This is a genomic window from uncultured Mailhella sp. (genome assembly GCF_944324575.1).
Taxonomy (GTDB): Bacteria; Desulfobacterota; Desulfovibrionia; order Desulfovibrionales; family Desulfovibrionaceae; genus Mailhella.
Genome location: NZ_CALUWV010000043.1, coordinates 1 through 20453, shown reverse-complemented (window position 1 = coordinate 20453; position 20453 = coordinate 1). Strand labels below are relative to the sequence as shown.

At 58.0% G+C, this 20453-nt stretch carries 14 protein-coding genes; 5 read left to right on the top strand and 9 right to left on the bottom strand.

The features are described from left to right. The 3 genes from Q0J81_RS06780 to rnc all read right to left on the bottom strand — a co-directional run. Positions 1-1425 (bottom strand): peptidase U32 family protein (locus Q0J81_RS06780; protein WP_294446756.1); only part of this gene is annotated, 1425 nt, incomplete at its 3' end. Positions 1426-1431: 6 nt separating this feature from the next. Further along, positions 1432-5763 (bottom strand): 2-hydroxyacyl-CoA dehydratase, encoded by a 4332-nt coding sequence (locus tag Q0J81_RS06775; RefSeq protein ID WP_294446755.1) that lies wholly within the window; start codon positions 5761-5763, stop codon positions 1432-1434. Between the two features lie 103 nt (positions 5764-5866). Next, entirely contained in the window at positions 5867-6583 is a 717-nt protein-coding gene (rnc, locus tag Q0J81_RS06770) for a ribonuclease III (protein WP_294446754.1), read from the bottom strand. Between the two features lie 123 nt (positions 6584-6706). Between rnc and Q0J81_RS06765 the strand changes: the two genes are divergently transcribed. Continuing rightward, positions 6707-7036, top strand: a complete 330-nt coding sequence (locus Q0J81_RS06765; protein WP_294446753.1) for a hypothetical protein — start codon at positions 6707-6709, stop codon at positions 7034-7036. Positions 7037-7255: 219 nt separating this feature from the next. On the opposite strand, the gene Q0J81_RS06760 is transcribed toward Q0J81_RS06765, so the two are convergent. Next, positions 7256-7840 carry a DVU0298 family protein gene (locus tag Q0J81_RS06760; protein ID WP_294446752.1) on the bottom strand — a complete coding sequence of 195 codons (585 nt, stop codon included), beginning with the start codon at positions 7838-7840 and terminating at the stop codon, positions 7256-7258. Between the two features lie 182 nt (positions 7841-8022). Between Q0J81_RS06760 and Q0J81_RS06755 the strand changes: the two genes are divergently transcribed. From Q0J81_RS06755 to Q0J81_RS06745, 3 genes are all read left to right on the top strand, one after another. Next, complete coding sequence (locus tag Q0J81_RS06755; RefSeq protein WP_294446751.1) at positions 8023-8289, top strand: PxxKW family cysteine-rich protein; 267 nt, start codon at positions 8023-8025, stop codon at positions 8287-8289. A gap of 203 nt (positions 8290-8492) precedes the next feature. Next, the gene (locus Q0J81_RS06750) at positions 8493-9737 is read left to right on the top strand and encodes a M20 family metallo-hydrolase (protein ID WP_294446750.1); all 1245 of its coding nucleotides are present in this window, start codon (positions 8493-8495) and stop codon (positions 9735-9737) included. Positions 9738-9748: 11 nt separating this feature from the next. After that, positions 9749-10891, top strand: a complete 1143-nt coding sequence (locus Q0J81_RS06745) for a glycosyltransferase family 4 protein (protein ID WP_294446749.1) — start codon at positions 9749-9751, stop codon at positions 10889-10891. 131 nt (positions 10892-11022) lie between these two features. Here Q0J81_RS06745 and Q0J81_RS06740 read toward each other — a convergent pair whose 3' ends face one another. The 5 genes from Q0J81_RS06740 to Q0J81_RS06720 form a co-directional block, all read right to left on the bottom strand. Beyond that, the gene (locus Q0J81_RS06740) at positions 11023-11574 is read right to left on the bottom strand and encodes a nitroreductase family protein (protein ID WP_294446748.1); all 552 of its coding nucleotides are present in this window, start codon (positions 11572-11574) and stop codon (positions 11023-11025) included. A 332-nt stretch (positions 11575-11906) separates the two neighbouring features. Then, complete coding sequence (locus Q0J81_RS06735) at positions 11907-12731, bottom strand: acyl-ACP thioesterase domain-containing protein (RefSeq protein WP_294446747.1); 825 nt, start codon at positions 12729-12731, stop codon at positions 11907-11909. A gap of 70 nt (positions 12732-12801) precedes the next feature. Beyond that, the gene (locus Q0J81_RS06730; protein WP_294446746.1) at positions 12802-16974 is read right to left on the bottom strand and encodes a translocation/assembly module TamB domain-containing protein; all 4173 of its coding nucleotides are present in this window, start codon (positions 16972-16974) and stop codon (positions 12802-12804) included. After that, a complete protein-coding gene (locus tag Q0J81_RS06725) occupies positions 16974-18866 on the bottom strand; it encodes an autotransporter assembly complex family protein (RefSeq protein ID WP_294446745.1) in 1893 nt (630 codons plus the stop codon). The genes Q0J81_RS06730 and Q0J81_RS06725 overlap by 1 nt, the downstream gene beginning before the upstream one ends. 85 nt (positions 18867-18951) lie before the next feature. Further along, complete coding sequence (locus tag Q0J81_RS06720) at positions 18952-19734, bottom strand: amino acid ABC transporter ATP-binding protein (RefSeq protein ID WP_294446744.1); 783 nt, start codon at positions 19732-19734, stop codon at positions 18952-18954. A gap of 109 nt (positions 19735-19843) precedes the next feature. Between Q0J81_RS06720 and folK the strand changes: the two genes are divergently transcribed. Then, a complete protein-coding gene (gene folK / locus Q0J81_RS06715) occupies positions 19844-20344 on the top strand; it encodes a 2-amino-4-hydroxy-6-hydroxymethyldihydropteridine diphosphokinase (RefSeq protein ID WP_294446743.1) in 501 nt (166 codons plus the stop codon). The last annotated feature ends 109 nt before the right edge of the window (positions 20345-20453 follow it).

Genomic DNA, 20453 nt, shown 5'->3' with positions numbered 1-20453 from the left:
CCAGATGACGGGGGGCAGCCACCAGGAAATGCGCGGCATGACGGTGCGCGAGACGGCGCGCACGGTGTTTGCGGACATCCACAGCGCCGTCATGACGGAGCGGGAGGAACGCGTTTCGCGGCCCTGCGGAAGGCTGGAACGCACCAGATAATCCTGCTGACGGCGCGCGCGGACGGGGCGGGGCAGGTGCGGCGTCCATTCCACAAGGGGGCTTTCCACCTTGCGGCACGCCTCCAGCTTCTTTTCCCAGTCCCTGCGGTCGATGAGGAAGACGGGAACGCCGGACCTGGGCATTTTGTGGCGGGCAAGGCGCAGGGTGCAGGTTCCGGCCTTGGGCGTGCGCCGCGTCACCGGAACGGTGTCGTGCCAGGGTTCGTCTTCATAGCCTATGCGGAGCAGGTCCTTGGGCAGAAGTTCCAGCCGGGGCTTGATGAAGGGCAGAGAAGGCACGCCGTTTGTCTTTTCAAACTGTATCTTTCCCATGAGCATGCCGGAACTTGTGGGTTCGTCGGGCGTGGAGACGCGGGCGTCCTTCTGCGGCAGGAAGCGGGCGCGGGTGACGGGACGGCCCAGCGCCATTTCCAGAAGGGCTTCGGCGTCCTTCTTGGCATGGGGCCAGTCGGGAGTGCCCAGCGCGTCGAGCAGCATGCGGTAGGCCGCCACCACATGATACACATAGTGGGGGCCCTTCTTGCGGCCTTCGATCTTGAGACTGCGGACATGGGGAATTTCCGCCAGAGTCTTGACCAGCACGTCCAGCGAAAGGTCCTGACAGGAGAAGAAACGGCCTTCGCGGCCTTTCTGCTTGTAGATGCGGCGGCAGGGCTGCACGCAGCGGCCGCGCAGACCGCTCTTGCCGCCGAGATAGCTCGACCAGTAGCAGCGGCCGGACACGCACCAGCACAGCGCCCCGTGGATGAACATTTCAAAGTCCATGCCTTCGGGGGCTTCCTCGTCCATCTGCCGGATTTCGTCGATGGAAAGCTCGCGGGGCAGCACCACGCGCTGCACGCCGAGCTTCTGCACGGCCTCAAGATCGCGGGGGTGGGAGATGTTGGCGAGGGTGGAAAGGTGCAGTTCGCCTTCAAAACCGGCCTGCCGCGCCACGTCGATGAGGCCTATGTCCTGAATGATGAGGCCGTGGGGCTGGGCATCCCGCTGGAGGCGCTTGATGAGCCTGCCGGCGGAAAGGATGTCGCTTCCCTTGATGAGGGAGTTGAAGGCCACATAAATCTTGCGGCCGTTTTTGTTGGCCAGATCCACCATGCGCGCGAGTTCGGTGGTGCTGAAGTTTTCCGCGCCCGCGCGGGCGGAGAAGTTCTTGAGTCCGAGGTAGGTGGCGTCCGCGCCGGCGGCCATGCCTGCGAGGAAGCAGGACATGTCGCCGGCGGGAGCCAGAAGTTCAGGCAGAGAGCTTTGTATCATGAGATCCTATGCTGACGGGTGACCTCCGGCACATTTCTGCCTGGCCACGGCCATCATGAGTTTTATCCGGTTTATCTGGTTCACTTCACTCGCGCCGGGGTCGTAGTCCACGGCGGCGATGTTGGCTTCGGGGAAGCGGCGCTTGAGCTCCTTGATGACGCCCTTGCCGGTGATGTGGTTGGGCAGACAGCCGAAGGGCTGCATGCAGAGTATGTTGCGGATGCGGCCGTGGAGCAGTTCCATCATTTCAGCCGTGAGCAGCCAGCCTTCGCCGGTCTGCTGTCCGAGAGAAACGACGCCGTTGACCTGTTCGCGCAGCTTGCGGAACGGAAGCGGGGGAGAAAATCTCCTGCTTCGCGCCAGCACGTACCGTACAGGCAGCCGCAGCGTCAGAAGGGTACGCAGAAGGAGATTGCTCACCGTTGCGCGTCCCATGCTGCCGTTGTGGTGCTGCCAACGATACACTTCATCGTACAATCCGTACAGAATAAAATCGGTGAAATCGGGCATGACGGCTTCACCGCCCTCGGCTTCAACGACTTCGACTGCGTTGTTGTTGGCGTCGGGATGATACTTTAAAAGAATCTCGCCCACAAGTCCGACTCTGGGCCTCCGGGGCTCGTCCTTCAGCGGAAGGGCATCGAAGGCTTTCACCACTTCGCCGAGGTGCCGGTAGGTGCGCCGGAGCGCGCCTTCTCTGATGTCGGTGTCGAGAATGGCCGCCCAGTGTTCGGCCAGTTCCTCGGCACTGCCCTTACGGCTTTCATATGGGCGTGTGCGGTAGAGAAGCCTCATGAGCGTGTCGCCGCACAAAAGCGCCTGTACGCCGCGCAGCAGCATGCGTCCCGTGATGCGGAAGCCGGGATTGCGGCCGAGTCCGGAAAGATTGAACGAGATCACCGGAATGTCGGTCAGTCCGCATTCCCTGAGCGCCTTGTAGAGAAAACCTATGTAGTTCGTGGCGCGACAGCCGCCGCCTGTCTGGGAAATGATGAGAGCGATGCGCTTTCTGTCGTATTTTCCGCTTCGGATGGCATGGAGAAGTTGTCCGATGACGGTGATGGCCGGATAGCAGGCATCATTGTTCACATGCCTCAGGCCTTCCTCAACGGCTTCCCGGGATACGGACTGCAGAAGTTCCGCCTTGTAGCCGCAGGCATGGAGCATGGAGGGCAGGAACTGGAAGTGGATGGGGGACATCTGCGGAATGAGTATGGTGTGGGTTTCCCGCATCTCTTCCGTAAAGTCCGGAGGAGTCCAGCTTTCGTCTTCCTCGGGAGCCATGGGCAGCAGCGTGGCGAATTCCGGAAGGGCATTCTGAGCCCGGTTGTTTCTGCGTTCCTTCATGGTTGCCAGCAGCGAGCGCACGCGGATGCGGGCGGCGCCGAGGTTGGCTCCTTCGTCAATTTTTATCTGCGTGTAGAGCCTGCCGGATGCGGCAAGGATTTCCTCCACCTGATCGGCCGTGACGGCGTCGAGGCCGCAGCCGAAGGACACGAGCTGCACGAGAGACACCTGATCCGACTGGGCCGCATAGGCCGCCGCGCGGTAGAGTCTCGCATGGAACGTCCACTGGTCGACCACGCGAAGCTTGCCGGGGTCAGGCATGAGATGTGCCACCGAATCTTCCGTGAGCACGGCGAGACCAGAGGCTGTGATGAGCTCGGGAATGCCGTGATGCACCTCAGGATCGACATGATAGGGATGACCTGCGAGAATAATGCCCATCTTGCCGGTTCTCTTGAGAAAGTCGAGCACCTCCTGTCCCTTTTTCTTCAAGTCATCCTTGAACTTTTTCTTTTCCCTGAAGGCGTCTTCCAGGGCTTCCTGTATTTCAGCGCGGGGAATGCTGCGGAAAAGGTCGAGCTGAAGGAGCATGTTGAGCAGGCCGTCCAGCTCCACAGGCAGGAAGGGACAAATGAGGTCCACACCCTTTTCCCGCAGTTTTTCCACATTGTTCTTCAGAAGTTCCGGGTATCCGCCTACCACAGGACAGTTGTAGTGGTTGTCCTGCGTAAGGAATTCCTTGCGTTCAAAGGCAATGCAGGGATAGAAGATGCGGTTCACGCCCTTCTGAATGAGATCCATGATGTGGCCGTGGCTGAGCTTGGCCGGATAGCATACCGTCTGCGAGGGAATGGTGGACATGCCGTGGGCATACATCTTTTTGGAAGATGCCGACGAGAGTACCACCTGGAAGCCCAGCTTGGTGAACAGCGTGAACCACAGAGGGTAGTCTTCGTACATGTTCAGTACGCGGGGAATGCCTATGCTTCCGCGCGGAGCCTTGTCCGGGGGCAGCGGGACATAGTGGCCGAACAGTCTCTTGTACTTGTAGTCGAAGAGGTTGGGCAGGCTTTCATCCGAGGCGCTCTTGCCTGCACCTCGCTCGCAACGGTTGCCGGAAACGAAACGGGAGCCGTCGGAAAAGCGGTTCACGGTGAGCAGGCAGTGGTTGGAACAGCCCTTGCAGCGTGTGACGTTTCTTTCGGCATGGAATGCGGCAACTTCTTCCCGGGAAAGAAGCGTGGAACCTGCGGGAGACTGGTTTTCCTTTGCAATGAGCGCCGCGCCGAAGGCGCCCATGAGACCGGCAATGTCCAGTCTGAGGACTTCGCGGCCGAGGCTGAGCTCAAGGGCGCGGAGCAGCGCGTCATTTTTGAAGGAACCGCCCTGGGCGATGACATGTTCGCCGAGTTCTTCGGGACTCGAGATCTTGATGACCTTGTAGAGCGCGTTTTTCACCACGGAATAGGAGAGACCGGCCGCAATGTCGCCCACGGATCGGCCTTCCTTCTGTGCCTGTTTGACGCGTGAATTCATGAACACCGTGCAGCGCGTGCCGAGGTCCACGGGATTCTGCGCATGAAGCGCCTCGTCTACAAAGGTCGGAAGATCCATGCCGAGAGACATGGCAAAGGTTTCGATGAAGGAGCCGCAGCCGGCGGAGCAGGCTTCGTTGAGCTGTATGCGGTCCACCATGCCGTCCTTTACATGAAGGCACTTGATGTCCTGCCCTCCGATGTCCAGCACGAAGGTCACGTCGGGAAGGAAGAACTGCGCAGCCTTGCAGTGGGCCAGCGTTTCCACTTCGTCCACGTCGGCATGAAGTCCCGCGCGCAGAAGCCCGCCGCCGTATCCGGTTACGCCTGCCGCGGCGATGCGCGCGGTCTCGGGCAGAACGGCGTAGATATCCTTCAAAATCTGCACGGCGGCTTCAAGCGGCTTGCCCTGGCTGGGCGCATAGGACTGATGCAGAATGCTCCCTTTTTCGTCCACAAGCACGGACTTGATGGTGGTCGAACCTGCGTCGATGCCGAGATACACGGGCGCAGGATCTTCCTTCGTACCGCCAAGATCGGCAATGTCCATCCATGATGCGCTGTGGGATTTGTGTCTTTCGCGGAATGACCGCAGCTCTTCTTCGTCGTGGAAGAGAGGCGGAAGGGAGACTACGTCGGGTTTGTGGGTGCCGCTGGTCAGTTTGTCAGCAAGAGCCGACAGCTCTTCGGCTGTCCATGCATGTTCTCCAACCTGCTGCTCGTTGCGGGGAAGCTCCTGCTGAGAAACGGAATACATGGCCGTACCCATGGCAACGAAATATTCCGCATATTGAGGGAAAATGGCGTTTTCTTCCGAAAGCGCCAGAGTTTCCACAAAACGCTGACGCAGGCTGCTGAGAAAGGCCAGAGGTCCGCCGAGAAAAGCCACCTTGCCGGTGATGGCGCGTCCGCAGGCAAGACCGCTTACGGCCTGCTCCACGACGGCCTGGAAAATGGAGGCGGCAATGTCCTCCCTGGCGCAGCCCTCGTTAAGCAGCGGCAGAATGTCGGTTTTTGCAAAAACGCCGCAGCGCGAGGCTATGGGATAGATGGTGCGGTAACGGGAGGCGAGTTCGTTCAGGCCTGCAGCGTCGGTGTTGAGGAAGGCGGCCATCTGATCAATGAACGCGCCCGTACCTCCTGCGCATGTTTCATTCATGCGCTGTTCCACGCCGCCGGTGAAAAAGGTGATTTTTGCATCTTCACCGCCGAGCTCAATGGTGACGTCCACATCAGGGATGCGTCTGCGTATGCTTTCAGAGGAGGCGATGACTTCCTGAACGAAGGGAATGCCGAGTTCTTCCGTGAGGGAAATGGCGCCGGAACCTGTAGCTGCCAGCGTGAAGGTATAACCGGAGAGCCCGCCGTCGGCAAGCGCTTCGCGGAAAAGCTGGGCCACCGTTGCCCGAACGTCGGACAAGTGGCGCTGGTAACGTGCATAGAGCACACGAGTAGACGGGTCCAGGACAACGAGCTTCACGGTGGTGGAGCCGATATCGAGACCAATGTGAGCCAAGGTCGACCTTGTATCCATACAAGACACCCTGAGGGAATCGAACAAATCCAGATTAGGCTAAAGGTGAGAAAAACGCAAGCGGGGAATCAGTCGGGAGATCCGGCTATTCCTTGACGCCCAGGGCTTCGAGGGCCAGACGGGCCGCTTCCTGCTCGGCGCGTTTCAGACTGCCGCCTTCCGCAATGAAACTGCGGCCGTCGGACAGTTCAAGCTGCACGCGGAAGGTCTTGGCATGTTCCGGTCCGCTGCTGGACAGAGGCATGTAGACGGGCAGAGAGTGAAGCAGCGACTGCGTGGCTTCCTGAAGTCTGGTCTTGTAGTCCTTGCTCTTGCGGTCAGTGCCCGGTTCGGGCCATCGGTCGGCGTAAAGACGGTGAATGAGGGCAGAGGCCTCCTCGTGGCCGCCATCGAGGTAGACGGCTCCGAGCACGGCTTCCATGGCGTCGGCAATGAGCGCCGGGCGTTCCCGTCCTCCCTGGGCTTCCTCGCCGCGTCCCATGAACAGCATTTCACCGAGATGAAGGCTGCGGGCCAGTTCGGCGAGCTTGCCTTCGCTGACGAGCCGGGAACGCAGGCGCGTCATGCCGCCTTCTCTTTCCTGCGGGAAGCGATTATAGATTTCATGGGAAACATTGACTTCAAGCACGGCGTCGCCCAGAAATTCCAGCCGTTCGTTGTGCGCAGTATTGTGTTCGTTGGCCCACGAGCTGTGGGTCAGCGCCGTGGCCAGCAGTGATATGTCGTGAAAGCGATACTGGAGGCGCCCTTCAAGTTCCGAAAGGCGCTTCAGAGCATCAGGGGAAAAAGCAGTCCTGTGCATCTCATAAACTCCTCATGAAGAAAGAAATATGCTCTCATCGTGCAATTGGCAATAGGTTGTTCCGACTTGACAAGCGGGCCGGGACTTCCTACTTATCTATCACAACATTCAAGGAGTCTTATCATGGCCTATGATATCCGTCTTGTAAAAATCGTGACCGGTGAGCTCATCATCGGCAAGTTCGATGCCGAAGCCAACGCGCTGACCGACGTCGCCATCATGCAGACTGTTCCTACCCAGCAGGGCGTTCAGCTCATGATGTTGCCCTATGGCTATCCCTTTGACCAGGAGTTCAACGGCCGCATAGACGGCAAGCATTTCCTCTTCGAATATTCTCACACTCCTCAGGAAGTGCAGGACAAGTATCTGGAAGCCTGTTCCAATCTGTCTCTCTCTTCCGGCGGACTGAATCCCAATCCTTCGCAGAACGGTGGTTCCGGACTCATCCTGTAGTCCTTGAATCAGATTTGCAGAAAAAGGCGCGAGGCGTAAGCTTCGCGCCTTTTTCTGCTTTTAATAAGGACAGAATCTTTTATCCGGCTGTACAGAAAGAAAAGTCAGCAGCACGGACGTATCCTCGCCAGAGAGTCTGTCCCATTGAACCGTTATCTATCTTGCGGAGCAAAAGGTCGACAGCTTTTTCTGGCGGGCCGTCATTCTCGACGAGGCTTCTTACAGCGCCGTGAGCATATATTTGCGTACAAGCTTCAGAGCTGCCTCTCTGCAGGCGTCGTCAGTTTCGTTCTGTGCGGAAAGACGGAGCAGAGGCATGGCCTCATTCACGAAGTCGGGCCTTGCCGCCAGCAGACGCTCAATGGCCTGATAGCAGGAAATGCGCAGAGGGGCGTGGTCGCAGAATCCGGTGCTTTTTTCTTCCGGGGCATCGTAGATGTAGTGCAGAAGCACGCGGCGGAAGGTGTCTGCCAGAGGAGGGCACTGTGCAAGCGTTTCACCGAAGGCTTCGGGAATTCCCCAGCCTATGTTGCCGGATTCTTCGTTCATGTGCCACATGAAGCGGCGCACGATGTTTTTGGCATCCTCGGGAGAGTCGGCGTACACTTTTGCCATGACGCCGCCCATGGCGAAGGCCGCGCGTTCGGCCATGGTTCCGCCTTCCGTGAGGCAGGCAAAAAGCGCGTTGGCCAGCGACAGGGGAGCAGCCTCTTCGCATTCAGCGGGAAGAGGCTGCTGTTTCGACCACCTTTCGTCGCGGAACCAGGTGCGCAGGGCGCTTTTCAGGGAACGGAAACGAGGCATGGACATACTCCTTTTTGATGTCGGACCAACATACTATGGATGACGGCAACCTGGCAAGTTTGCCTGTTTTTTGCTGGTCAGACAATTGGGACTTGACAGAAAGGCAATTACAGGACAATTATTCGAGTTCCTATTGTGCTAACCAGCCCCGCCATCGACGGGGAATGACTTGGAGGATTCCTATGAGCAAAGTTCTTCAGAACGCCGTCAAGACCGAAGCCGGTGTTGAAGTGAACGGCATTCCTGTTCAGCCCATCGTTGAAAAGTGCAACGGCTGCGATCGCATCTGCGAATTTGAAGGCCAGCAGTTCTGCGCGAGCTACCCCATCCCTGCCAAGAAGTGGACTTCCGGCAAGTGCAACTTCGCCAGCCACATCAAGGTGGAAGTCGCTGCCAAGGCCAAGGTCAACCCTCTGAAGGCCTCCAAGCGTGCCGCCAAGGGTCACTAAGCCGTACACGTATCCTCAAATCTGGCCGTGCGGCCAGTATATTGCGGCTTACTCTTCGGAAATGTTTTTTCAGAGCATCTCCAAGAGCAGCTCTTTCGAACCGTTTTCAGATCGGAAGAGCGTGTCCTGCCGTTTTTCTTTTGACCTTCACCGGGTTCCGCATTGTCGGCATCCGGTGATAGGTGTTTAATTGGAGTGTTATTATGTCTCTGAAAGAAAAGCATACTCTGCTTGACTCGCTTTCCGGTCGTGCCGAACGTGTATTTGAACTGCAGAGCGCCATGACTGCCCGTCGCGGTCTCGGCCCCGACAACGGAGGCGACGGGGAGCAGAGCAAGGCCGAGTATCTTGAGGCATGGCTTCGTTCTTTCGGTATCGACGACATCGAGCATGTCGACGCGACCGATGACAGAGTGCCTTCCCGCAAGCGTCCCAATCTTATCGTTCGCATTCCCGGTCGTTCTTCCCGCATGGTGTGGATACTCGGCCATCTGGATGTCGTTCCTGCGGGAGAGGAAAGCCTGTGGCACTCCGATCCGTGGGTGGTGACGCGTGACAAGGACGATGCAGACCTGATTTACGGCCGCGGCGTGGAAGACAATCAGCAGGCCGTCGTATGCGGCTGCCTTCTGGCCGCCGCCATCAGGGAAACAGGAATCACTCCGGATTTCGGCCTTGGCCTCATCCTCGTGTCCGACGAGGAGACGGGTAATGCCTACGGCATTCAGCATCTTTTCCGGGAAAGGCCGGATTTCGTTTCCCCGGACGACATCGTGCTGGTTCCCGACTCGGGAAGTCCGGACGGCGGATTCATTGAAATTGCGGAAAAGGGCATACTCTGGCTGCGCGTGGACATAGAAGGCTGCCAGTGTCACGCCTCCCGCCCGGATGACGGCAGAAACGCCCTTACGGCCGCAGCGGCCATGATTCTCGGTGCGAAGAGCGTGGAAGAGGAATTTACTGCCCGCAACGATCTGTTTGCTCCCGACCGCTCCACGTTTACGCCTACGAAGCATGAGCCCAATGTTCCCAACGTGAACACCATTTCCGGCAAGGAAGTGTTCTATATCGACTGCCGCGTGCTTCCCTGTTATTCTCTGGAAGAAGTGCTTATCGCGTTCCGTGCGCTGGCGGACAAGGTGGCGGAGCAGTATGGGGTTTCCGTACGTGTGGAAAAGTATATGGAAGAGCCGGCGGCGGCGCCCACGTCGGAAGACAGCGCCGTAGTGACCGGCCTCAGGAAGGCCGTGAAGGAAGTGCTCGGCAAAGAGTGTCGCTGCGGCGGCATAGGCGGATCCACCGTGGCGGTCAATTTCCGCGAGCGCGGCATTCCTGCCGCCGTGTGGGCGCTGATCTTCGAGAACTGCCACACCCCCAATGAGGCGGCCCGGCTGTCATTCGCCGTGAAGGAAGCGCAGGTGTTTGCCTCCATGCTGTTCAACGACTGATCGGAGGGGTCATGCGCACGATACAGGTTGTCAATGTCCGCTGGTACAATGCCACGGCGTGGTATGGCGTAACGCTTGCGCATTGTCTTCAGAAGGCGGGACACGAGTCGCTCGTCGCCGGTCTCGAAGGAACTCCTCCCGTCATGAAGGCGCGCGAACTCGGTCTGCCCACGGTGGCGCTGCCTTTCAACTCCCAGACTCCCGGCGGCCTGTTGACGCTTGTTCGCGGCATGGAAAGTCTTGTGCGGGAGTTTAATCCGGATGTCGTCAACTGTCATCGCGGGGAAGCCTTCATTTTATGGGCTCTCATGAAAAAGAGGCATGGTTTTGCTCTGGTCAGAACCAGAGGGGACCGGCGTCTTCCCCGCGGAGGATTCGTCAATCGCTGGCTGCACTGTCGGGCGGCAGATGCCGTCATTGCCACGAACAGTCTCATGACGCGGCATTTTTCCGAAGCGCTGCACGTGCCTTCGGACAGGCTTTACACCATACTCGGCGGGGTGGACACGGCCCGCTTTCATGCCGACAGGCAGGCCGGTGCGGAAGTCCGCCGTCGGTACGGTTTCAGTGAAAGGGACATAGTCATGGGCCTGCTCGGACGCATGGACGAAGTCAAGGGCATCCGGGAAACTGTTGTCGCTCTGGCAAAAGCGAGGAAAATGTCGCCTGAGGCCGAAAGAATACGTTTTCTCGTCATCGGCTTCGATTCTGAATTCACGACGGAAGACGTTTCCCGCTGGGCCAGAGAGCAGGGGCTTGGAGATCTTGGCGGAATCGTCACCGTGACCGGCAGGGTTGAGAAGCCGGAAGAAGTGATCAACGCGCTTGATTTCGGTATTCTTGCTTCACTGGGCTCGGAAGCCATTGCCCGGGCGGCTCTGGAAATCATGGCTTCCGGTATTCCGCTCATTTCCTCCACCACCGGCGTCATGCCCGACCTTCTGGACGCGCAGTACTGTTTTGCTCCCGGAGATACGCAGGCCATGGCGGAACGCATGGTTCAGGCTCTGAATGAAGACTGGCGTGCCGGCCTGGCACAGGTCTGCGTTGATCGCATTTTCAAGGGGGGGCTGCGCCTTGAGGATTTTCTTGAGGCATCCCTCAACGTATATGACAGAGCTATTCATTCAGCGCGTCGGACATCTGCTTCATGATGTCAGCCTCGAGCCGCAGGCATAATCAGTTATGAAAAAAGCCCCGCTTTTGACCGGCGGGGCTTTTTTCATGAGGTTATGAGCGTGGCATCAGCAGAGAAGTCTGAAAGGTCAGCGGCGCACAAAGAACGTCATTCAGTGGGACCAGATGGCTCAAACGGGTGTCCCCATCGGTTGAGAAAGACGAGTTTCGGGTTCCAGCGCTGTTCGTCAAAGAAATCCTGAAGCGGATATCCGATAAGAATGAGGCTGACGGGACGGACCATGCCCGGAAGAGAGAAGGCTGAAATGAAGGCCTGTTCTCTGGCCTCTACGGGATGGATGCCGCACCAGAGAGAGCCCAGTCCCATAGCTCGGGCGGCAAGCATGATGTTCTGTGTGGCGGCGGCACAGTCCTGAGGCCAGAACAGCGTCTGGGGAGCGGTCGAAGTGTCGCAGCAGATGAGAATGGCAAGAGGCGCTTCTCTGGCAGGCGTAGCTGAGGGGTGGAGGGCAGGCAAGCTGTCAAGCGTGTCTCTGTCCGTAATTACAATGATGCGTCTGGTCTGTGCATCTTCTGCCGAAGGGGCGGCAAAGGCCGCGCGAAGCAGAGTTTCCTGCATCCGGCCTTCTACAGGCCTTGGTGAAAATTTACGTATGCTGCGTCTTGTAAAGATGGCGGAAAGAGCATCGGGCGTTTCCATGCGTTCTCCTTTTTTCCTCAGCATACGAAAAAACGGAAAGACGGGAAGAGGATGATGACATGATACTCATGCCGCAAGGTCGTTTTTTTCGGCTGCAGAGAGTCTGGTCGTTCCTCCGTAACCAGAAGCTGGACAGGGGACAGACTGGGGAGTCGCTTTTGAAGCAATGGCGATTTCTGCAGGGAAGAGCGCGCAGATCCGGACAGATTGAGGGGTGAGCCGTAAACGAAAGCGCGTATTCAGAAATTCCAGGAGCGTGTTTCACTTCTGGAACAGGCGAAGCGTTGATGCGGAACCGCGCGGAAGCCGGACCTCCGCGCGGCATGAGTATTTCAGTCGGCGTTTCCGTCCTGAGGAGTGTCCCACAGCGTCAGGGCGCGACATACTTCGCTGCCGTCGGAGAGGCGCTGAATGGAATGAAGGCGTGCTCCTGATATGGCGTGCCGGAAAATTTCCCTTTCCGCTCCGGATGGAATGGCGGAGGGAGCGCACAGGCATTCCAGTTCTTCCTGAGGAAAGCATTCTGCCCGGAAGGTAATGTCCACGAGCCGCGGCATGGAGTTTTCCCTTGAGGATTCTGAAGGCAGAGGTTCCAGAATCCAGGCAAGGTATCGGGTATTGTTGACGTGTCCGTTGATGTCGAGGTCGTCCCGGCGCACACGCAGAAGACTTTTTGAGGGAGTGTCGGCGCGAAGGCGGGGAATAACACGGCAGGCGAAGGGGGCGCATGGTCTGGGAGTGGACGGATATCTGGGCACGAGTTCGTCAGGAAGCTGTGCCATGGAGCGGTCGGCAAGACTCATGACGGACCATGCGCTTCCGCCGCTGACGATGAGTCTGTCCTTTTCGTCATAGACTTCATAGCCGCGATGTCCGAAATGGTCGAGCGTCGACGGCCATGTGTGTATGCGCAGATGTTCCCCTTCCCGGGGAAGTCGGTCGATGCGCAGCACGAGTCTGGTGAGCACCCATGTCAGATCATGCCGCAGAAGGTCATTTTCGCCGAAGCCCAGAAGCTCGGCGTTTCTGCCCGCCGATTCCTGAAGCCAGTTGCCCAGGGAAGAAAGCGTTGCCACGCCGTTTTCGCCGATTTCGCCGTAGCGGACCGAAAAACTGATGTCAAATTCGTACGGCGCAGCGTGAGAATGTTCAGGCATGTTTTTGCCTCGTAAAGCTTGTTCCGGAAAAGTCCGGGGGGAGTGTTTTTCCTGCCGGTTGTGCAGAATATCAGTAGTTTTTCTTCCATTCAAGACCGAACTCCGTTCTGTTGGAAGACGCCTTGGCCTGCGCGTCGAGACTTGGCGTCAGCTCAATTTCCACTACGGCGTCGGTCTCGCTCTCTCTGCCTATGCCCTGTTCAACGCCGACATAGACATTGTCGAGCACATACGTTCCCATTTCAAGGGACGTCTTGGACATGTCGGAATTGCCGTCTTCCGAAGTCGTGCTCTCCGAATTCAGCTTGACCACGTCCAGTCCCAGAAGTTCACGACTGAATCCCATGACATCGGGCCCTCCGAGACCTGCAAGCTGGGCTGCGCCGGCCGCAAGCTGAATGGCCTGTACATGACTCAGCGTACCTGCCGACTGACCGAACATGATTTGAGAAATGACTTCGTCCTGCGGCATGGTCGGCTGACTGGACAGGGAAATTTCCGGCTTTGTTGCCGGTCCGCTTACGGTGACGTCGGCCGTGAGGCTGGAGGCCGTGTATTCCATGACGATGTTGAGCATGGGGCTGATAGGCCATCCGCCGTCAAACGAGATGCGTCCTTCGGCAAGATTGAAATGCTTGCCGAGAAGATCGAGCCCTCCGCGTACGGCCTGAACGTTGCCGGTGACGGCGGGCTTGGCAAACGGTCCGCGGGCCTGGATGTCACCCTTCCACTCGCACTCGAGCCCGTAGCCGCGGATGAAGAACTGGTTGGGAATGCGGACATGTACGTTCATGGAGCCTCCCGGGGCCTTGACCTGAGAAGTGGACTTTTGTCCCGGCTTTTCAATGGGAAGGGTGACAATGTCGCTTCCCGGAAGGTCGGCAAGCTGAATCTGTCCTTTGTCCACCGTTATGTCGGCCCGTACACGGGGGGCGGTAGCGCTGCCGTCCGCGCTGAACTCGCCGGAAAGCATGATGTTCACGTCCTGCCTGCGCAGCGGAGAGAGCCGGTTCATCTTTCCGGAGATGGAGAGCTGGAGATCGGAAGGGTCGAACCAGCCGTCCATGTTCACCGTGCCCTTGCGTCCGTCTCCGGCAGAGAAAGAAAGCGTGAGCGGCGACCCTGACCGTCTGATGATGTTCAGCCGGTCGGCATCGGCGCGCAGACGTATGTCTCGCAGTTCCACGCCTTGCAGCAGATCGGCAAAGCGGCCGTTGTCGACTGAGGCATGAAGAGTCAGATCTGGAGCGGCCATTGTGCCGGATAGTCTGGAGGTCAGGTTGATCTGTCCGGAGAGACGCTGATCGGCCAGAGGCATCAGCTTCCATATTTGTCCGAGTTCTCCTGCAAGGCGGATATCTCCGTACAGCGGTCCCCGGGCGTCGGGCATGGACATTCCTTTCACCGGCGAAGTGAAGGGCAGCGACATCTGAACGGCGCATTCGCTGAGACCGAGAGCCGTTCTGCTGTCGTCGGGCAGTTTCAGGTCAAGGGAGAGCTGACGGCGTTTTCCCGATACGCCGAGTCTGCCCGTGACGTCGGCGGAAACGGGAGGAAGCGTGGAACCGGGAAGACGTATATCTTTCAAGTACAGCTTTAAGTTTCCCGAAGGTCTCTCCATAGTTCCAGATACCTCGGCATGACAGTTCACCTCTCCTTCGGGGATATCCTGGAAAAAGGAACGGAAACGCTTCAGTTCGAGCCGGGAAACATCTGCCGACACATCAAGCTGCTTTGGCCCCCAGGAACCGGCGAGGGAAAGGCGGCCCGAGGGCAGCGCCGTGAGTGATGCACCGGAAAGGAAGAATCTGTCCCCTTTGCGGCGTACGTATGCCGGAGCATCGAGCCGTATTCCGGCAGGTTCGTCGCCGGAGAGTCCGAGCATGGTCGGACGGATTTCAAGGTCAAGTCTGTCCAGCGTACAGACGTCCGGCTTCCAGCGAACAAGTGTGTCGCAACGGATATCGCCGTAGCTTTGCAGAGAGCCCTGCACACCATTCCTGTTGCCGCCGAGGTCGACCTTTACGCGGGACAGAGCAAGGGTGGGCGTCGTCAGTCTGGTCAGTCCGGCATTGACCTTGATGTTGGGAAGTCCCCACATGTCCTTGATGTCAATATCGTTTTTGAAACCTGCAAGGGAGAGTTCTCCCTGAGAGGTCTGGATGCGGAAGTGGTCGAGACGGCTTTTCCATTGCAGGTTCTGATGCTTCAGGGAAGAAAAGTTGAGGTCTGCGCTGAGCGGCGAACCGGAAAGCTGCAGTCCGGACAGACGGGTCAGGGGAGCCCAGCGGGGCACACGGATGTTCAGCACGCCGTCCAGATTCGGAGGGGTCATCCCGAGAAGGGCGGCCACTGTTCCCGCTGTTGCCGGAGAGGCCTCAAAAGGAAAGTCCGCCGTTATATGTCCCTTCAGCGAGCTGTCTTCAATGTGAACGTCGAGCTTGTCCAGATTGACGTGAAGAGTCCTGCCTTTTTCTGCTGTGCGTTCTTCTGCGCTCCAGCGTGTGTCCAGACCGGCGCTCTGACCGTTGATTTTCAGTGAGGCACGCGCCAGACCTGTCAGCAGGGGGGAGTTTTTCTTGCTTTCCGCATGAAGCGCGGAGACGGAGACCGGCGTCACCTGCGAAGGGGTGTCGCCAGACGGTTTGTCAGAGAGTTCCCGACGAAGGTCGGATGTCAGACGGGGCAGCTCTTCCATAATGCGGGGGACGTCGGCGTGTGGAATGGATAGTTCCGCCTCTGCATCTTTCAGAGTGTTTCCTGCAATGTTCAGACTGGCGCTTTTCAGGGTCAGTCTGGCGTTCAGGTTTGTCATCGCTCCGGCCAGATCTCCCGAGAAGCGGGCGTTGCCGGAAAGTTGCGGCGACAGCGCGCCCGTATTGTCAAATTCGCACTCCGCATGAAGATTCAGATGATTTTGGGGCGAGAAAGGCTGCCCTTCCGGAAGTGTCGTGCTGCCGGCGAGAAAGGCCCGAAGACCGGAGGCCTGAAGCGTCAGGGCGCTGATTGCGGCGTGCACGCCTCCCGAGCTGTTCATGGAGAGGGTTCCTTCTCCGTTTAATGTGCAGTCGCTGCCGAAAAGCGCAGCAATGGTGGCATCCTTCCAGGTCATGTCGGCAAGTTCGACGTTGGCGGACAGCCACGAGCGGGCATGGTCGCCGCCGAGAGCCTGTGCCCTGAACAAAGCCTTGAGTCTGCCGTTTTTTTGTCCGGCAAGTGCCCAGAGCCTTTCCGAGGCAGGACCGCTTTCCAGTTGCAGGGAAACGGCGCCTGAGGGGGCCTCCCCGCTGATGTCGAACAGACTGAACTCTCCGAGGGCGGAGGCGGAAAATATGTTTTTTTCCGTACCGGATTCACGAAGGGCCAGTGAAAGGTCCGTTCGCGTGAGCGAGGGATTTCCCTTGACGGTGAGATGAAACGAAGCCTGAGCGTCATCGCCGGCGCCTTCGGGAAGCAGTGCGGCAAGGCCCAGATCCGAACCGTCTGCCTGAAGAGAGACTTCCAGTTCAGGAGAAAGGGTGGACGTTGCCGATATCGGCAGGCACGAGGCGTCGTCGCGGTGCAGCGTAAAGGAAACTTCTGCTCCGCCATGATTCAGGGAAGCCTGGCCTTCGAACGTGGCCGTAAGGGGAACGCCTGTTATGGATTCCGCCAGAGACGCCCGGCGTATGTTCAGCCGTTCAAGATTGAACGACGGAAGCCAGCCTGGCCAGGTCCGGAAAAATTCCTTCATCTCATGAGCTATCTGTCGGGATGAGAGCGGTACGGACGCCGGTTCTTCCACGGCGGCAGGTTTCGTCTGCGGCACACGCAAAAGATGCGGGTTTTCCAGAGAAAGTTCCGCTATCGTGAGCGTGCCGGGAAGTGTGCTCCAGTCCATGCGAAGCTCGGCCGCTTCCGCTTCAAGCCAGATCCCCCGGTCATCGTTGAGCGTTATGCCGGACAGCATGATGCGTGAAGGCAGCGGGCCGTGGAACGTTTCAATATGCGCACCAAGCCCGGAAGGCAGCTCGGAAAGAGCTTCATTGACGGTACGGGCAAGCCATGCCTCGCCTGTGGAGCTGCGCAGAAAAATCAGACTGCCCGCACAGGTTGCAGCCATGAGACCAAGTGTGCCGAAAAATCCCCAGACCGCAACTCGCAGCAGCCGCTTCCTTTTCCCTGCCTTTTTTTCTTCGTGCTTTGACGGCTCGGAAGAGGCTTCGTTTTTTTTCACCAGGTCGTCGTGTTCTTTTTCGTTCATCAGAAAGTCTGCCCGATGCTGATGTAAAGCTGATAGCCATTGTCGTCGGTCTTTTTGTCAAGAGGAACGGCAATGTCGAGACGGACGGGGCCTATGGGCGTGTAGTAGCGCAGGCCTATGCCTGCACCCCACTGAAAATCCTGAAAAAGACGAGGAAATTCGTCTTCGTAGACCATGCCGCCGTCGAGGAAGGGAACGATGCCTATGTCCTTGGTCACGCGGAAGCGTGCCTCGAGATTGATTTCATGGAATGAGGCCCCGCCGCGGGGGTCCCCGTACTTGTCCTTCGGCCCTATGGCCTGATAGGAATAGCCCCGGACGGAGCCTCCGCCGCCGCAGTAAAAGCGCAGGGAGGGCGGAATATTGTTTATGTCTGCGCCCATGAAGGAGCCGAGTGACGTGCGCGCAGCCAGAACGAGCCAGTCGACGCCGAAGGGCGCATGATAGGCCGAGGCCGTCGCCTTTGTTGAAATGCCGGTAAAGTTTCCGTTATAGTAGCCGGTCGTGGGCGAGGCATCCCACTGCAGATACGTGCCCTTGACGGGATTCATGATGTCGTTGCGCGTGTCGCGCCGCAGCGTGAAAATGAGGCTTGCGTAGCGGTATTCATCCTTGACCCCGCGAGTTACGGTACCTTCTTCACCGAGTGCTTTAATGCTTCCCCACCAGTCGGAGGAAATTTTTCGTTCCAGCCCGACATAGGCGGTGAGAGCCGTGGTTTCATAAGCATCGGTATCCTCTCTGAGATAGGATGCCCCGGTGAGAAGCTTCTGATCCCGGCTGCCGAAGGCAGGCTTTTCAAAGTCGGCCTGAACGCCGCGCTTGTCCTGTGCAAAAGGAGCTTTCAGCGTCAGCTTTTCTCCCGCGCCGAAAAGGTTGCGGTGCTGCCATTCGCCCTGTACGCCCATGCCGGTATCGGTGGCGTAACGGGCACTTGCGCTTACGGTGCGGAAGCTTGCTTCTCTTACATTGACAAGCACGGGCAGCTTCAGCGCGTCTCCGGGCGCTTCATGGACGCCGAGCGAGGAAGGGGCTGCCTTGACATCCACAAAGCGGAACAGGCCGAGGCTTTGCAGCTCCCGTCGATAAGCCTGTATGCGCCGGTCATCCCAGGGTTCTCCATTCTGCCAGGTGACGAGCTTTTGAAGATATTCCGGTCTGACATTGTCGCTGCCGTTGATTCGGGCTTCTCCCATGACGGCTGCCGGACCCGGATTGATCACGACGTCGGCGTTCAGCGTCTTGAGCGTCTTATTCAGCGTATAGCGGGTGGAGGCTATGTCTGCCTCCGGATAGCCGGAGCGGTGCAGCGCCTGAGGAATGTCCTCCACAGCGGCCAGCACTTCATCGGCTTCGGCTTTTTCGCCTTCCTGAAGGGGCAGGCTGGCCGGCGCAGGTTCGGGCGTGATTCCGGGGAAGGGAGGAAGAGGCTCAGGGGTCGGATGATAGGACAGGTTCGCGCGGCCGATGTGATACTGCGGGCCGGGAATCAGGGTAAGGGTTACTTTGGCGGATTGCCCTTTATCCTTGGGTTCTTCCACGTTCGTTTCGGCCGAGCCGTCGTAGTATCCCAGAGAATGCAGCAGCTTGACGGCATTTTCCCTGTCTATTCTGGCTCGACGCATGAGACCGATGATGCCGTCCGGAAGCTGTTCGCGCATTTGCACGAGCAGACTGTGTCTTTCCATGGCAGCTCGGATCTCGGAAGCGTCCTGTGCCTGACCTTCTATCAGGATTTCCACGCTGTAGCGTACGGGATCACTTTCAAAAAGAGGGGTAAACTCTTCCTGAGCCTGCTCGGAAGCATGACGGATGAGCCCGCATCCGGAGATCGGGCAGAGCAGAAGCGACGCCCCAAGAACGAGCAGCACGTGGCGGGTAGCGTAGGTCATGTTGCAATGACTAGCATGCCGGTGCCGGACTTGCAAGAGAACGGCGGAGTCGGACGTCACTAAATCATGTCTAACCTGCCGGCATTTATCGTTCCATCTGACGGAGGAACTGTCTGAGTCTCGGATGGACGGGATGATTGAAGATGTCGTCGCAGTTTCCCTGTTCAAGAATCTTTCCGCCGTCCATGAAGAGAATCCTGTCCGCAGCTTCTCTGGCAAAACCCATTTCGTGAGTGACCACCACCATGGTCATGCCTTCGTAGGCCAGTTCCTTCATGAGATCAAGCACTTCTCCCGTCATTTCGGGATCAAGAGCGGAAGTCGGCTCGTCGAAAAGCATGATGCGCGGCTTCATGGCAAGTGCCCGGAGAATGGCCACGCGTTGTTTCTGTCCGCCGGAGAGCTCTCCGGGAAACGCATTTTTTTTGTCGGTCAGGCCCGTGCGCTCAAGAAGACGCTCCGCCATGTCCGTTGCCTCGGAATGCGTCATGCCGCGCAACCGGACAGGAGTGAAAATAAGATTGTCAAGAACGCTGAGATGGGGAAACAGATTGAAGGACTGGAATACCATGCCCATGTCCATGCGAAGACGGCAGATATTGCACCTGCTGCTGTAGATGTCCGTTCCCTCCACAAGGATTTGTCCCTTCTGGATGGTTTCGAGACGGTTGAGACAGCGCAGCATGGTGGACTTGCCCGAGCCTGAGGGGCCGATGAAAAAAACTTTTTCTCCTTCCATGACATCGAAGGAAACGTTGCTCAGGGCATGGAACTGGTCGTAGCTTTTCCACACTCCCCGGACGGAAAGAAGGGGAGCAGTGTCGGCATGGGTGTGCCTTGCGGCAGAAAGCATCGTAGATGAGAACATGCTTTTTTGTGCAACAAGGGGTTGCCCGTGTCAACACGGGACTTTGCACGAGCTGGACAGAAGGGCGCGCCTGAGTGTATTTCTGCAAAAAAGCACAGGAAGGAAAAGTATGGTGCAATCGTTTGTCTGTCTTGGTTCCAACATGGGCGATGCCGGGGCGCATCTGGAACGCGCTCAAAAGGAACTCGACTCTCTGCCCGGCGTTCGGGTGACGGCTGCGTCTTCGCTGTATCGCACAGAGCCGCAGGGAAGAAAGGATCAGCCGTGGTTTCTCAATCAGGTACTGCGGCTCGACTGTTCCGAAGAAATGACGTCACTGCGTCTGCTTGACGCCATGCTGGAAAAAGAAGCCGCCATGGGGCGCGTGCGTGATGCCGCTGATCACTTCGGTCCTCGCGTCATTGACATGGATCTTCTGCTTTTCGGCGATGAAAGGAAGACGGAAGATGAGCATCTCATTCTTCCTCATCCACGCATGGAAGAGCGGGCCTTTGTTCTTGTTCCCCTGCTTGAAATTGCGCCGGAACTTGTCATGCCCGACGGAAGAGAGGTGAGGAGCCTGCTGGAAAAACTCTCCTACCGTCTTGAAGGTTCCGCAATTTTTCAATAGATTCACTTCGTCCGCGCTGTTTTCGCAGTGCTCTTATGACAACGACAACCCTGCTCAGGAGAGAGTATGATCATTAAGGTAGTCATCTTCGCACTGGTCTGCTACGTTC